The organism is Agromyces sp. NSFZ (assembly GCF_056156205.1).
The window spans coordinates 2443555-2457915 of record NZ_CM149585.1; the positions used below are offsets into that span (position 1 = coordinate 2443555).

Here is a 14361-nt window from a genome sequence, read left to right on the forward strand (position 1 = left end):
CGACCACGACAGGGTGAGGCCGTGACCGATTCAGAGCAGCAACCGTGGGGCCGCGTCGACGAGACGGGCACCGTCTTCGTACGCACCGCCGACGGCGAGCGAGAGGTCGGCCAGTACCCCGACGCCACCCCTGAGGAGGCGCTCGCCTACTTCGAGCGGAAGTACGCCGACCTCGCCGGCCAGGTCGGGCTCCTCGAGCAGCGCGTTCGCCGGGGGGCTCCGGCAGCTGACGTCGCGAAGGCCGTCGCCACCCTGCGCGAGTCGGTCGCGGGCGCCAAGGCGGTCGGCGACCTCGACTCGCTCGCCCGTCGGCTGGAGGCCCTGTCGGGCACGACGAAGGAGCTCACCGAGCAGCAGCAGGCCGAGGCCAAGGCGGCCGTCGGCGAGGCCATCGCCGAGCGCACCCGCATCGTCGAGCAGGCCGAGGCGCTCGCCGCGCAGGATCCGGCGAAGACCCAGTGGAAGCAGGCGACGGCCGAGCTCGACGCACTGTTCGCGAGGTGGCAGCAGCACCAGCAGGAGGGCCCGCGCCTTCCGAAGAACGAGGCGAACGAACTCTGGAAGCGGTTCCGAGCCGCTCGCTCGACCATCGAGCAGCACCGCAAGGCGTTCTTCGCCGAGCTCGACGCCACGCACCGCGACGTCAGGTCGCGGAAGCAACGCCTCATCGAGCGCGCCGAGGCCCTGGCTCCCCGAGGTGCCGACGCCGTGGCCGACTACCGCATGCTGCTCGACGAGTGGAAGCAGGCCGGTCGCGCTGGCAAGAAGCTCGACGACGCGCTGTGGGCGAAGTTCAAGGCCGCGGGCGACGTGCTCTTCCAGGCGAAGGCCGAGGTCGACGCCAAGGAGGACGAGGCGTACCGCGCCAACCTCACCGAGAAGCTCGAGCTCCTCGAGGAGGCCGAGAAGCTGCTCGCCGAGAAGGACCCCAAGCAGGCGCGTTCCGCCCTCAACCGCATCCAGCGCCGCTGGGACGAGATCGGCAAGGTCCCCCGCGACCAGGTGCGTCCCGTCGAAGACCGCCTGCGCAAGGTCGAGACCCACGTGCGCTCCCTCGAGGACCAGCAGTGGGAGCGCGAGGACCCCGAGAAGAAGGCGCGCTCCGAGGGCATGGTCGGCCAGCTGCAGGACGCCATCGTCAAGCTCGAGACCGAGCTCGCCGCCGCCGAGGCATCCGGTGACCGCCGCGCCGCCGACGCCGCGCGCGAGGCGCTCGAGGCGCGCCGCGCCTGGTTGCGGGCCGTCGGCGGCTGACGCCGCCGCGGAAGGCCGACGACGACCCCACTCCCCCGCGCCTCGAGCCGGACGGCCGGGTTCTCCACAGCCGCTCGCACGTCTCCGGAGTGGCTCGACGCCATGCCCCAGCATGGGCGCATGGCCCGACTTCCCATGGTGCTCGGCACCGTCGACCTTCCCATCGCCGAACTCTGCGCGGCGCGCCTCGACGGCGAGCTCTTCGCGATCGACGACGGGTGGGCGCCGGTCGATGAGCCCGACCTCCCCGCCTTCCGCGCAGCGGTGATCGCGCTCCGGATGCCGCGACCGCTCGTCATTGAGCGCATGTCGGCGGCATGGGTGCACGGCGCCCTGTCGATGCCGCCGGCGGTCGCGCAGTTCTGCGTGCCGCACAGTGCGCGCATCGCGCCGATCGGCGATCATCGTGCGACCGTACGCGAGGTGAAGCTCGACGACTCCGAGGTCGTCGAGTTCGGGGACGTCCGCTGCACGTCCGTCGTGCGCACCGGCTTCGACCTGCTGCGCGACGCCGACTACGACGCCGTCGACGGCGAGGGCACCGTCAGGGCGCTCCTCGCGCCGAGGCCGTGGCTCGGCTCAGCGCTGCATGCCCGATTCGACGCCGCCGCACGGATGCCGCACAAGACGCTCGCCCTCGCGCGCCTCGAGCACGCGATCGCCGGTGCCGACGCCGTCTCGGCCGACCCGAACGCGATGCCGCGTCAGCCGTCGCTCACCCGGTAGACGTCGTACACCGCGTCGATGCGTCGCACGGCGTTCAACACGCGGTCGAGGTGCGTCGTGTCGCCCATCTCGAACACGAAGCGGCTGAGCGCGAGGCGATCGGTGGAGGTCGACACGTTGGCGGAGAGGATGTTCACGTGATGCTCCGACAGCACGCGCGTGACGTCGGAGAGCAGCCCCGCCCGGTCGAGGGCCTCGATCTGGATCTGCACGAGGAACAGGCTCTTCGAGCTCGGCGCCCACTCGACGTCGATCATGCGTTCGGGCTCGCGCATGAGGCCCTGCACGTTGTGGCAGTTCGCCTGGTGCACCGAGACGCCCGAGCCGCGGGTGATGAAGCCCACGATCTCGTCGCCGGGCACCGGGGTGCAGCAGCGCGCGAGCTTGACCAGGATGTCGGGTGCGCCCCGCACGAGCACGCCCGAATCCGAGTTGCGGGGCATCGGGCGCGACCGCACCGGCACCGGCAGCTCGGGCTCGTCGCCCTCGTCGACGTCGCGCACGAGCGCCACGACCTTCTCGAGCACCGACTGGGTCGACACATGGCCTTCGCCGACCGCGGCGTACAGCGACGAGACGTCGTCGTACTTCAGCTGCGCGGCGACCTCGGCGAACGACTCCTGGCTCATCAGCTTCTGGAGCGGGAGGTTCTGCTTGCGCATGGCACGGGCGATCGCGTCGCGGCCCTGCTCGATGGCCTCGTCTCGGCGTTCCTTGGTGAACCACTGCCGGATCTTGTTCCGGGCACGCGGGCTCTTCACGAACGTGAGCCAGTCCTGGCTCGGACCGGAGTCGGGGTTCTTCGAGGTGAACACCTCGACCACGTCGCCGCTGTTCAGCTCGCTCTCGAGCGGCACCAGCCGCCCGTTGACCTTCGCGCCCATCGTGCGGTGGCCGACCTCGGTGTGCACGGCATAGGCGAAGTCGACCGGGGTGGCGCCGGAGGGCAGGCCGATCACGCGGCCCTTCGGTGTGAAGACGTAGACCTCCTTCGCGCCGATCTCGAAGCGCAGCGAATCGAGGAACTCGCCCGGATCGGCGGTCTCGGCCTGCCAGTCGGAGATGTGCGCGAGCCACGCCATGTCGGTCTCGTTGGCGCCCGCCATCTCGGTCGTGCGACCCGAGTTCATCCGCTCCTTGTACTTCCAGTGCGCCGCGACGCCGTACTCCGCGCGCTGGTGCATGTCGTGCGTGCGGATCTGGATCTCGACCGGGCGGCCCTTCGGACCGATGACGGTGGTGTGCAGCGACTGGTAGAGGTTGAACTTCGGCGTCGCGATGTAGTCCTTGAAGCGACCGGGCAGCGGTGTCCACCGTGCGTGGATCGCGCCGAGCACGGCGTAGCAGTCGCGCACCGAGTTCACGAGCACGCGGATGCCGGTGAGGTCGTAGATCTCGTCGAAGTCGCGCCCCCGCACGATCATCTTCTGGTAGATCGAGTAGTACTGCTTCGGCCGGCCCATGACCTTGCCGCGGATCTTCGCGGCCTTGAGGTCGTCGCTGACGAGGTCGATGACGTTCTGCACGAACTCCTCGCGCTGCGGCGTGCGCTGCTTCACGAGGCTCTCGATCTCGGCGTAGAGCTTCGGGTAGAGCACCGCGAACGACAGGTCCTCGAGCTCGAGCTTGATCGCCTGGATGCCGAGCCGGTGCGCGAGCGGCGCGTAGATCTCGAGGGTCTCGGTGGCCTTGCGGGTGGCCGATTCGGCCGGCACGAAACCCCACGTGCGGGCGTTGTGCAGCCGGTCGGCGAGCTTGATGATGAGCACCCGGATGTCCTTCGACATCGCGACGATCATCTTGCGCACGGTCTCGGCCTGCGTGGAGTCGCCGTACTTCACCTTGTCGAGCTTGGTGACGCCATCGACGAGCATGGCGATCTCGTCGCCGAAGTCGGCGCGCACCTGGTCGAGCGTGTAGGCGGTGTCTTCGACCGTGTCATGCAGCAGCGCGGCCGCGACCGTCTTCGACCCGATGCCGAGGTCGGCGAGGATCTGCGCGACCGCGACGGGGTGCGTGATGTACGGCTCGCCGCTCTTGCGCTTCTGGCCCTCGTGCGCGCGCTCAGCGACCGTGTAGGCGCGCTCGACGAGGGCGAGATCGGCCTTGGGGTGGTGCATCCGCACCGTTCGCATGAGCGTGTCGACCGCGCCGGACGGCTGTGCCCTCGAGAAGATGCGAGGCACGAGGCGGCGCAGCGAAGCGGTCGAGTTGACTCCCGCTTCCGTCATGCGCACACCTCCAGAACTCAATTATCGCCGTTCCGAGCCCTGGTTCGTGCCGCTCTCGCCCGAGGCGAACGTCATGCGGTGGGTACCGCTTCCGCCGAGGCGCCGGATGCCGCGCCCGCACGCTCGCGCTCCTTGAGCACCTTCTGGTCGTGCCGCTTGATCGCGGACTCGCCCTCGCGCAGCTGCGAGTACAGCGGCGCGGCGAGGAAGACCGTCGACCAGGTGCCGACGGTGATGCCGATCAGCAAGGCGAGCGAGATGTCGCGGAGCGTGTCGGCCCCGAGCACACCCGCCCCGAGGAAGAGGATCGCCGCGACCGGCAACGCGGCGACGACACTGGTGTTGATCGATCGCACGAGGGTCTGGTTGACCGCCAGGTTCACCGACTCGGCGAAGGTGCGTCGAGACTCTTGGCCCTCTTCCGCGGTGTTCTCGCGGATCTTGTCGAACACCACGACGGTGTCGTACAGCGAGTAGGCGAGGATGGTCAGGATTCCGATGGTGGCGGCCGGACTGATCTCGAAGCCGACCGCCGCGTAGATCCCGACCGTGACGACGAGGTCGACCATCAGTGCGAGGATCGCGGCCAGCGACATCTTCCAGGTGCGGAAATAGAACGCCATGATGATGCCGGCCAGCAGGAGGAAGGCCACGAGACCCACGAGCGCCTGTCGTGTGACATCCGCGCCCCAGCTGGGCCCGATGAACGATGAGGTGACCTCGCTCTCGGGCACGTTGTACGCCTCGGCCAGGGCTGTGGTCACGGCGCGGGAGTCCGCCTGTTCGAGCTGGTCGGTCTGCACGCGCACCCCGTTGCCGCCGACGATGGTCACGTGCGCGGTCGCGTCGGGGACGACGGCCGCCACGGCGTCGGTGGCGAGCCTGGGCTCCGCGTTCTCGACCCCGGCGATCTGGAACTGCGAGCCGCCGCGGAACTCGATGCTGAAGTTGATACCACGAAGCACCGGGATCGCGACGGACAGGATGATCAGCACCGCGATGATCGCATACCACTTGCGACGGCCGCCGACGAAGTTGAACGAGCGCTTGCCCGTGTAGAGGTCGTTGCCGAATGTCGTGAGCCGGTTGGCCATCAGGATTCCTTGCCTTCGCTCGTTCCGCTGCCGACGCCCGCGGTGGCCTTCCGCTCTGCGATGGTCTGGCGCTTCTGCGCCTCCTTCGAGCTCGAGGCGACCTTGCTCGCCGGCACGGCGACGGGCTTGCGGAACTCGGCTCGCCCTCGGTAGACGGCGCCGAGTGCGTTCGGATCGAGGCCCGACCAGGGGTTGCCGCTCGAGAAGAACCGGGTCTGGGCGAGCAACTGCAGCATGGGGTGCGTGAAGAGGATCACGATGACGACGTCGATGATCGTCGTGAGGCCGAGCGTGTAGGCGAAGCCCTTGACGCTGCCGACGGCGAGGATGAACAGCACGATCGCCGCGAGGAGGTTGGTGCTCTTCGACGCCAGCACGGTGCGGAACGCGCGCTTCCATCCTGCTTCGACGGCACCGACCAACGGCCGGCCGTCGCGGAGCTCGTCGCGAACGCGCTCGAAGTAGATGATGAACGAGTCGGCCGTGAAGCCGATCGCCACGATCAGACCCGCGATGCCGGCGAGCGACAGGCGATAGCCCTCGCGCCAGGACAGGATCGTGATCATCAGGTAGGTGATCACGCCCATGATCACCAGCGAGGCGATCGTGACCGAGGCGAGTGCTCGGTACTGGAAGAACGAGTAGACCACGACGAGGAGCAGGCCGATGAGGCCGGCGATCACGCCCGACTGGAGCTGCGAGGTGCCGAGCGTCGCCGAGATCGTGTCGGACGACTGCACCGTGAAGCTGATCGGCAGGGCGCCGAACTTCAGCTGGTCGGCCAGGGTCTTCGACGATTCCTGCGTGAAGTCGCCCGTGATCTGTGGGCGACCGTCGGTGATGGCCCCGTTCATCTGCGGAGCGGTGAGCACGGCGCCGTCGAGGACGAACGCGAACTGGTCGCGGGGGCTGGCACCTTCGGCCTGCAGGGCGAAGAGGCGCGTCGAGACCTGTCCGAAGTCCTCGGTGCCCTGCTCGTCGAACTGGATGTTGACCGCCCACTGGCCCGTGCTGGCGCCGGTCTGCGTGGTCACCATGCCGTTCGTGGCGTTGACGATGTTCTCGCCGCTCGCCTCGACGGGCCCGAGCAGGTACTTCGCGGCACGGTCGACGTCGCACGTGACGAGCGGTTCATCGGCGGGGGCGATGTTGGTGGCCGCCTCGTCGAGCGTCGAGCAGTCGAACGTGTCGAACTCCTGCTGCAGCGCCGGGGTGACCCAGGCGAGGTCGCTGCCGTCGGTCGGCTCGGCCGTGGGCGTCGACTCGAGCTCCTCGGCGGGCTCGGTCGGCTCGGGGCTGGCGCTCGGGTCGATCGACTGGTCGGTCGCGACATCCGCGAGCAGCACCGCGCGCAGTTCGAGCTTCGCCGACGACTCGATGCGGTTCCGCGTCTGATCGTCGAGCTCACCGGGGATGCGCACGACGACGTTGGAGCCCTCGGTGTTGATCTCGGCCTCGGCCACGCCCGACGCGTCGACGCGCTGGCGGATGATCGACACGGCCTGGTCGAGCTGCTCCTGGGAGACCGACTGACCGGTCTCGACCCTCGGCTCGAGGATGATCTGCGTGCCGCCCTCGAGGTCGAGCGCGAGCTTGGGCGTCCAGGATCCGCCGCCCCAGATCACGCCGGCGGCATTGATCGCGAAGAGGCCGGCGATGATGACGCCGAGCCAGGTCAGCGATCGCCAGGCCTTGCGAACGGGGGTCGGCCTCGATGACCGCTTGGATGGTGCAGCCACGTGTTCTGCTTTCTCTGCCGGAGCCCGCGCGGATCACGCGCGGGCCGAGCCTCTGTGGGGAGCCTTAGTCGTCGGACTTCTTGGTGTCGGGCTTCTCGTCGCTCGGCGCCTCGTCGACCCGCTCGCCGAACTCGGGCGTGACGTCGCCCGCGGTAGGCTCCACCTCGGTGACGGGAGCGGACTCGACCGGCTGCACCACGCGCGCGATGGTCTGGCGGTGCACCGTGAGCACGGTGCCCGGCGAGGTCTCGAGCAGCACCTGGTTCTCCTCTTCATCGATGGAGAGGATGGTGCCGAAGACGCCGAAGTTGGTCATCACCTTCGCGCCCGGCTGCACCTTCGTCTGCAGTTCGCGCGCCTCGGCCTGCCGCTTGCGGGAGTTGCGGAACATGAAGAAGATCAGCACCGCCAGGACGGCGAGCATGATGATGGTGAACGGATCGAACGTCATGAGGGAGAGAACCTTCCGGTGCGGCGTGCCGCACGAAGTCGAGGGCGTTGAGGACCAAGCCTCCATGGATTATAGGTCATCGATGGGAAGGGTCGCTGCGCCCTCCGATGCCTCGTCCACCAGTCCGAAATGCCGCCAGGCCGCGGGGGTCGCGACCCGCCCGCGAGGGGTGCGCGTGATCAGCCCGATGCGCACGAGGAACGGCTCGACCACGGCCTCGATGGTCTCGGCCTCTTCGCCCACCGAGACCGCGAGGGTGTTGAGACCCACAGGGCCGCCGCCGAACCGGGTGAGGATCGTCTGCATGACCGCGCGGTCGAGCCGGTCGAGGCCGAGCGGGTCGACGTCGTACAGGTCGAGCGCGGCGCGCACGGCCTCGACATCGGCGCCGCCGCGGCGGCCCGAAGCGGCCGACGGGTGCACGAGCGCGTAGTCGCGCACCCGGCGGAGCAGGCGATTGGCGATGCGCGGGGTGCCTCGGCAGCGCCCGGCGATCTCGGCGATCGCCTCGCGGTCGATGTCGAGTCCGAGCATCGTCGCGGCTCGTGCGAGCACCTGCTCGAGCTCGGCCTCGTCGTAGAACTCGAGGTGCGCTGTGAACCCGAAGCGATCGCGGAGCGGGTTGGGCAGGAGCCCCGCACGCGTGGTCGCGCCGACGAGCGTGAACGGGGCGAGGTCGAGCGGCACGGAGGTCGCACCGGCGCCCTTGCCGACCATGATGTCGATGCGGAAGTCCTCCATGGCGAGGTACAGCATCTCTTCGGCGGAGCGCGCCATGCGGTGGATCTCGTCGATGAAGAGCACCTCGCCCGGCACGAGCGAGCTGAGCACCGCCGCGAGGTCGCCTGCGTGCTGGATGGCGGGCCCGCTCGACATGCGCAGCGGCCGGCCGCCCTCGTGCGCGACGATCATGGCGAGCGTCGTCTTGCCGAGACCGGGCGGACCCGCGAGCAGGATGTGGTCGGGCGTGCGCTGCTGGAGCGTCGCCGCGGTGAGGAGCAGCTGCAACTGACCCCGCACCCGGGTCTGCCCGACGAACTCCGCGAGGCTCCGAGGACGCAGGGCCCCCTCGAATGCGAGCTCGGCCTCTGATGCGAGCACCGGGTCGGTGAGGTCGAGGTTCTCCTCGCTCATGTCGTTGCGGGTCATCGCACCCGCCCGGCCTGCTGGGCCGGCCCGAGCCGCGACAACGTGAGGCGCAGCAGTGCGGGCACCGACGCCGCCTCGGTCTGCGATGCCTCGGCCATGGTCTCCTCGACGGCCTCGGCGGCGACCCGCTCGGACCAGCCGAGGCCAGTGAGCGCCGCGAGCACGCTCTCGGCCACGCCGCCCGTGGCGACCGCCGTCGGAGCCGGCTTCGTGGTCGGCGCGACGAGCTTGCCGGCGAGCGAGACGGTGATGAGCTTCGCCGTCTTCGGCCCGATGCCGCTGACCTTGCGGAACACGGCGTCGTCGTCGGCCTGCACGGCGGCGGCGACCTGTTCGGGCGACAGCGCCGAGAGCACCCCGAGCGCCGACCGGGGACCCACGCCGGTGACCCCGATGAGCAGCTCGAACACCTCGAGCTCGTCGCGCGAGGCGAAGCCGAAGAGCGTCAGCGCGTCCTCGCGCACGATGAGGCTCGTGTGCACCGTGATCTCGTCGCCCTCGCGACTCGCGAGCGCCAGTGCGGGCGTGGAGTTGACGTGGAACCCGACGCCGCCGACCTCGATCACGACCGAGTTGCCGGCCGCGCGCAGCACGCGACCGCGAAGAGAGGAGATCACTCCTTCAGCCTACGGGCCGCCCCCGACACGGCGGCGGAACGCTCGGCGGCGATCCATGCACGCTGCGCCGGCGTGAGTGCTGAGGCATCCGTCGCCGTGGCCGTCGCGGCGGCCGAATCGAGCACGGCGGCACCGGCCACCCCGCCGGTGCGCCAGGCGTGGCAGATCGCCAGGGCGAGCGCGTCGGCGGCATCCGCCGGTTTCGGGACCGCGTCGAGTCCGAGGATGCGTGCCACCATGGCGCCGACCTGGGCCTTGTCGGCGCGTCCGTACCCGGTGATCGCGGCCTTCACCTCGCTCGGGGTGTGCAGGGCGACGGGCAGCGCCCGACGGGCGGCGATGAGCATCGCGACCCCGGAGATCTGCGCGGTGCCCATGATGGTCGAGACATCCGACCGCGCGAAGACGCGCTCGAGGGCGACCGCCTGGGGGCGGTGCTCCTCGACGATGGCCTCGAGTCCGTCGGCGATGCGGGCCAGCCGACGGGGCGTGTCGAGATCGGCGGGCGACCGTAGCACGACCACGTCGACGAGCCGTGCGGTGCGGTTCGGCTCGACATCCACCACGCCCACGCCGCAGCGCGTGAGGCCGGGGTCGATGCCGAGCACGCGCACGGCGATCGGCCTAGTCCTCGGCCTCGAGCTCGGCCTGGACCTCGGGCGACAGGTCGAAGTTGCTGTAGACGTTCTGCACGTCGTCGCTGTCTTCGAGCGCGTCGATCAGCCGGAAGACCTTGCGGGCCGTGTCGGCGTCGATCTCGACCTTGAGGTTCGGCACGAAGGCGGCGTCGGCCGAGTCGTAGTCGATGCCGGCGGCCTGCAGCGCGGTGCGCGCGGCGACCATGTCGGATGCCTCGGTAATGACCTCGAACGTGTCGCCCTCGTTGGTGACCTCCTCGGCGCCGGCGTCGAGCACCGCCGCGAGCACGTCGTCTTCGCTGGTGCCCTCTGCCGGCACCACGATGACGCCCTTGCGAGCGAAGTTGTAGGCGACCGAGCCCGGGTCGGCCATGGTGCCGCCGTTCCGGGTCATGAGCGTGCGCACCTCGGCGGCGGCGCGGTTCCTGTTGTCGGTGAGGCACTCGATGAGGAGGGCGACGCCGTTCGGGCCGTACCCCTCGTACATGATCGTCGCGTAGTCGATCGACTCACCGGTCAGCCCGGCGCCGCGCTTGATGGCGCGGTCGATGTTGTCGTTCGGGACGGAGGTCTTCTTCGCCTTCTGCACGGCGTCGACCAGCGTCGGGTTGCCCGAGAGATCGGCGCCGCCCATCTTCGCGGCGACCTCGATGTTCTTGATGAGCTTCGCGAACGACTTGGCTCGGCGTGCGTCGATGACCGCCTTCTTGTGCTTGGTCGTCGCCCACTTGGAATGCCCGGACATGTGTCTCCCGTCGGGGTGGTCAGTACCCCGACATTCTAGGCCAGCCGACGCGTCGCCTCCTGCGAGGACGCGGCGGGCCGGAGGCGCCGGAGCTCCCGCTGGTAGCGGCGGTGACCGAGGAGCCGGTACGCCAGGCGCATGGGGCCGGGCAGCTCGCGCGCCATCCAGGCCTCGCGCTCTCCCTCGGGGAGGCTGTCGATGATCAGCCCGAGCAGGAGGAACAGCGGCAGCGGCGGCTTCTCGCGACCGACCTCCGCCTGGATCTCGTCCCATTCCTCGTCGCTCAACACGGCGTCGAGCACCGGGAACGCGTCGCGCTCCTCGTCGGCGAGGTGCTGGCCGAGCGTGCGGTCGACCTCGTCGAGCGCGACGGCGAGGTGTTCCGCGTCGAGCACGTCGGCTTCGGTCGTCCAGACGTCGATGAGGCTGTCGACGGCGTCGAGCTGGTCGGACAGCGTCCGGTGCTGGCTGCGCATCAGCGACACGTGCAGCCCGCACGCCGGAGCACGCTCCTCCATTCGACCCCAGAAGAAGTCGTCCTCGGCGCGGTGGTGCACGTGCAGCATCCGGGTCAGCCCGTGCAGGTGGCTGGCCACGAAAGCCGCCCGCTTGATGTCGGCGGGGGCGACGTCGCGCACGAGCGCGGGCGCCTCGCCGAAGAGTCGCCGGAACACCCGGTGGATGACCACCACCTCGTCGCTGCGGCAGGTGGTGGTGGGAACGTCGGGCGCGGTGGGCGCGCCGGTCGAGGGAAGGCGTTCGGTCATGACCTCCAGCGAAGCGGATGCCGCGGCCGTGCGCCCCCGGGCAGACCCTGAACTCGGCGCACGGTCCGGTCAGTCGAGGAGCTTCCGCAGCGTCCTGAGGTTGCGGTTGGTGGTCGTCGGCTTGTACTTCGCCTTGGCGATGAGCTTCGCGAAGGGCGTGTCGACGGTGGTGCCCTTCACCGGATTCCAGTAGACGACGCCGTCGCCGCGCGCGAGCGGGTCGACGGCGTCATCGAACCGCCGAGTGTCGTCGAGGAGCTCGTCGACGACGGCGGCGTCAGAGGCGAAGACGACATACGGCTGGCGATGCGCGTCGGCCGCGTCGAACGGGAACCCGTCGACGGCCCGTTCGAGCTCGTCGTGCGTGACGAGCACGATCCACGCGTCGTAGCCGAACCGCTCGGCGAGCGCCCGCTCGATACGCGACTTCAGCTTCGTGGCATCCGCCCGCCCTGCGTGCTCGGCGCTGAACACGACGTTGCCGCTCGCGAGCACGGTGCGCACGTCGTCGAATCCGAGCTCCTCGAAGAGCCGTCTCAGATCGGCGGAGCGGATGGTGATGCGGCCGACGTTCACTCCCCGGAGGAGCGCGATGTATCGCGTCATCCGCTCAGGGTATCGACCGCGGCCCGAGCACCGGGGAATCGGACGCCGACGGCGCGCGCCTGGAGCTCGGCCAGCGCTCGGACCGTCTCGGGATCGCCGCGCCGCCACGCGGCGACCGCGTCGGGGTGGGCGGCCAGCACATCCGTCGGCCGCCGGTGGGCCAGGGCACGCAGCGCGAGCAGGTCGGCGCCGCCCTGCTGCGCGAGCACCGCGGCGGCGGCTCCGGCACGTGCCGCTCGCACCAGCCGGGGCGCGACCCACAGCAGGAGCACCGCCGCGATGGGCAGCGCCGCGATGCCGATCGCGGCGAGCATCGCGATCCAGGCGACGGCGTCCTGCTGTCCGCGACCGACGGACTCGAGCGTCGCTCCGGCGGCACTGGCGCCGTCGAACGGCCGGGCGATGCCGGGTCCGATGAGCGGTACGTCTCCGAGGGTGCTCCCGATCTCCGTCATGCTGCCGCGGAATCCGGTGCCCGCCTCCTCGAGTCTCCGACCGAGGTCGGCGAACCGCGTCACGAATCCGTGTGCGAGCACGGCCGCCCACACCGCCGCCGCGATGATCGCGAGGGCGAGGAGGTCTCCGACGATCTGCACCGCACGGCGGTCGCCGAAATCCGAGTACAGCTTCATGTCCCCACTCTGACGTGGTGTGCGGCTCCTGCGCTACACGGGTGACGACGCCGGGGCGGATGACCCGGAACTCGCGCGTGCGCCGACCTTCGTCAGGAAGTAGCCGTGGAAGCGGTACTCCCCCGTGATCTCGGGGTGGAAGCTCGTGCCCAGGAGGTTGCCCTGCTCGACGGCGACGACCCGGCCGTCGGCGAGCGTCGCGAGCGGAGTGGCGTCTGGGCCCACCGACTCGACGACCGGGCCGCGGATGAACACCGCGTGCACGGGCTCCTCGCCGAGCACGGGGATGTCGAGGTCGGTCTCGAACGACTGGTTCTGCGAGCCGAACGCGTTGCGGCGCACCACCACGTCGAGGCCGCCGAGGGTCTGCTGGCCCGCGATCGCGTCGAGGATCGTGTCGGCGAGCATGATGAGTCCGGCGCACGTGCCGTAGACGGGCAGCCCGTCGGCGATGGCGTGCCGCAACGGCTCGGCGAGCCCGTAGGCACGCGACAGCTTGTCCATGACGGTCGACTCACCGCCCGGGATGACGAGGCCGTCGATCGACGAGAGCTCCTCGGGCCGACGGACGAGCGACACGCGGGCGCCGAGGCGGGCGAGCACGTGCGCGTGCTCGCGGAAGTCGCCTTGGAGCGCGAGGACGCCGACGCGGGGGCCGGCCGAAGCCGGATCCCCCGCGCCGATCGATTCGCTGCGGAGCGTCGTCACCAGCCGCGCTCGGCCAGTCGGTGCGGGGCGGCGAGGTCGCCTACGTTGATGCCGACCATGGCCTCGCCGAGGCCGCGCGAGACATCCGCGATGACCGACGGATCGTCGTAGAACGTGGTCGCCTTGACGATGGCCGCGGCCCGCTGCTCGGGGTTGCCCGACTTGAAGATGCCCGAGCCGACGAAGACGCCGTCGGCGCCGAGCTGCATCATCATCGCGGCATCCGCCGGCGTCGCGACGCCACCGGCCGTGAACAGGACGACCGGGAGCTTGCCGGTCTCGGCCACCTCGAGCACGAGCTCGTAGGGGGCCTGCAACTCCTTGGCGGCGACGTAGACCTCGTCGCGCGTCATCGACTTCAGCTGGTTGATCTCGCTCGTGATCTTGCGGATGTGCTTCGTGGCCTCGGAGACGTCGCCCGTGCCGGCCTCGCCCTTGGAGCGGATCATCGCCGCACCCTCGTTGATGCGCCGCAGGGCCTCGCCGAGGTTGGTGGCACCGCAGACGAAGGGCGTGTTGAACGCCCACTTGTCGATGTGGTTCACGTAGTCGGCGGGCGAGAGCACCTCGGACTCGTCGATGTAGTCGACGTCGAGGGCCTGCAGCACCTGAGCCTCGACGAAGTGGCCGATACGGGCCTTCGCCATGACGGGGATGGAGACCTCGGCGATGATCGCCTCGATGAGGTCGGGGTCGCTCATGCGGGCGACGCCGCCCTGGGCGCGGATGTCGGCCGGCACGCGCTCGAGCGCCATGACCGCGACGGCGCCGGCGTCCTCGGCGATGCGCGCCTGCTCGGGAGTGACGACGTCCATGATGACGCCGCCCTTCAGCATCTCGGCGAGGCCGCGCTTCACGCGGCTGGAGCCGGTCTGGGCAGTGCTCATCAGGGATTCCCTTCGATGGATGACGCGAACTCGCGAAACTTCTCAATCAATGCGGCAGGTTGGCCTAGGCCAAAAAGATAGCATGGACCCGACGCTCCGCCGAGAGCCGTCAGGAAG

15 protein-coding genes are annotated in these 14361 nt (G+C 69.9%); 2 read left to right on the forward strand and 13 right to left on the reverse strand.

All coding sequences use genetic code 11. The features are described from left to right. Positions 1 to 21: 21 nt before the first annotated feature. Positions 22 to 1254 (forward strand): DUF349 domain-containing protein, encoded by a 1233-nt coding sequence (locus tag ACVFI9_RS11455; RefSeq protein WP_474762354.1) that lies wholly within the window; start codon positions 22 to 24, stop codon positions 1252 to 1254. A 120-nt stretch (positions 1255 to 1374) separates the two neighbouring features. Further along, positions 1375 to 1980 (forward strand): type IV toxin-antitoxin system AbiEi family antitoxin, encoded by a 606-nt coding sequence (locus ACVFI9_RS11460; protein ID WP_474762355.1) that lies wholly within the window; start codon positions 1375 to 1377, stop codon positions 1978 to 1980. Here the strand turns inward: ACVFI9_RS11460 and ACVFI9_RS11465 are convergent. The 13 genes from ACVFI9_RS11465 to pdxS all read right to left on the reverse strand — a co-directional run bounded on the left by ACVFI9_RS11465 (position 1959) and on the right by pdxS (position 14244). Further along, entirely contained in the window at positions 1959 to 4211 is a 2253-nt protein-coding gene (locus ACVFI9_RS11465; protein ID WP_474762356.1) for a RelA/SpoT family protein, read from the reverse strand. The two genes, ACVFI9_RS11460 and ACVFI9_RS11465, sit on opposite strands and share 22 nt — an antisense overlap. A 71-nt stretch (positions 4212 to 4282) precedes the next feature. Continuing rightward, entirely contained in the window at positions 4283 to 5305 is a 1023-nt protein-coding gene (gene secF / locus ACVFI9_RS11470) for a protein translocase subunit SecF (RefSeq protein WP_474762357.1), read from the reverse strand. Then, positions 5305 to 7044 (reverse strand): protein translocase subunit SecD, encoded by a 1740-nt coding sequence (secD, locus tag ACVFI9_RS11475; protein ID WP_474762358.1) that lies wholly within the window; start codon positions 7042 to 7044, stop codon positions 5305 to 5307. Before secD ends, secF begins: the two co-directional genes overlap by 1 nt. A gap of 64 nt (positions 7045 to 7108) precedes the next feature. Continuing rightward, on the reverse strand, positions 7109 to 7495 hold the full coding sequence (yajC, locus tag ACVFI9_RS11480) for a preprotein translocase subunit YajC (RefSeq protein ID WP_474762359.1): 387 nt from the start codon (positions 7493 to 7495) through the stop codon (positions 7109 to 7111). 69 nt (positions 7496 to 7564) lie between these two features. Continuing rightward, positions 7565 to 8644: a Holliday junction branch migration DNA helicase RuvB gene (ruvB, locus tag ACVFI9_RS11485; RefSeq protein WP_474762360.1), complete on the reverse strand. Its 1080-nt coding sequence runs from the start codon at positions 8642 to 8644 to the stop codon at positions 7565 to 7567. Next, complete coding sequence (ruvA, locus tag ACVFI9_RS11490) at positions 8641 to 9261, reverse strand: Holliday junction branch migration protein RuvA (RefSeq protein ID WP_474762361.1); 621 nt, start codon at positions 9259 to 9261, stop codon at positions 8641 to 8643. The genes ruvB and ruvA overlap by 4 nt, the downstream gene beginning before the upstream one ends. After that, positions 9258 to 9875 carry a crossover junction endodeoxyribonuclease RuvC gene (gene ruvC, locus ACVFI9_RS11495; RefSeq protein ID WP_474762362.1) on the reverse strand — a complete coding sequence of 206 codons (618 nt, stop codon included), beginning with the start codon at positions 9873 to 9875 and terminating at the stop codon, positions 9258 to 9260. Before ruvC ends, ruvA begins: the two co-directional genes overlap by 4 nt. Positions 9876 to 9885: 10 nt before the next feature. Next, on the reverse strand, positions 9886 to 10644 hold the full coding sequence (locus ACVFI9_RS11500) for a YebC/PmpR family DNA-binding transcriptional regulator (protein WP_474762363.1): 759 nt from the start codon (positions 10642 to 10644) through the stop codon (positions 9886 to 9888). A gap of 35 nt (positions 10645 to 10679) precedes the next feature. Next, positions 10680 to 11411 carry a hemerythrin domain-containing protein gene (locus tag ACVFI9_RS11505; RefSeq protein WP_474762364.1) on the reverse strand — a complete coding sequence of 244 codons (732 nt, stop codon included), beginning with the start codon at positions 11409 to 11411 and terminating at the stop codon, positions 10680 to 10682. Positions 11412 to 11480: 69 nt separating this feature from the next. Continuing rightward, on the reverse strand, positions 11481 to 12017 hold the full coding sequence (locus ACVFI9_RS11510) for a DUF1697 domain-containing protein (RefSeq protein WP_474762365.1): 537 nt from the start codon (positions 12015 to 12017) through the stop codon (positions 11481 to 11483). Continuing rightward, complete coding sequence (locus ACVFI9_RS11515) at positions 12014 to 12649, reverse strand: hypothetical protein (protein ID WP_474762366.1); 636 nt, start codon at positions 12647 to 12649, stop codon at positions 12014 to 12016. The genes ACVFI9_RS11510 and ACVFI9_RS11515 overlap by 4 nt, the downstream gene beginning before the upstream one ends. A gap of 33 nt (positions 12650 to 12682) precedes the next feature. Further along, on the reverse strand, positions 12683 to 13360 hold the full coding sequence (gene pdxT / locus ACVFI9_RS11520) for a pyridoxal 5'-phosphate synthase glutaminase subunit PdxT (protein WP_474766244.1): 678 nt from the start codon (positions 13358 to 13360) through the stop codon (positions 12683 to 12685). Continuing rightward, the gene (gene pdxS / locus ACVFI9_RS11525) at positions 13354 to 14244 is read right to left on the reverse strand and encodes a pyridoxal 5'-phosphate synthase lyase subunit PdxS (RefSeq protein WP_474762367.1); all 891 of its coding nucleotides are present in this window, start codon (positions 14242 to 14244) and stop codon (positions 13354 to 13356) included. The genes pdxT and pdxS overlap by 7 nt, the downstream gene beginning before the upstream one ends. Positions 14245 to 14361 lie beyond the last annotated feature (117 nt).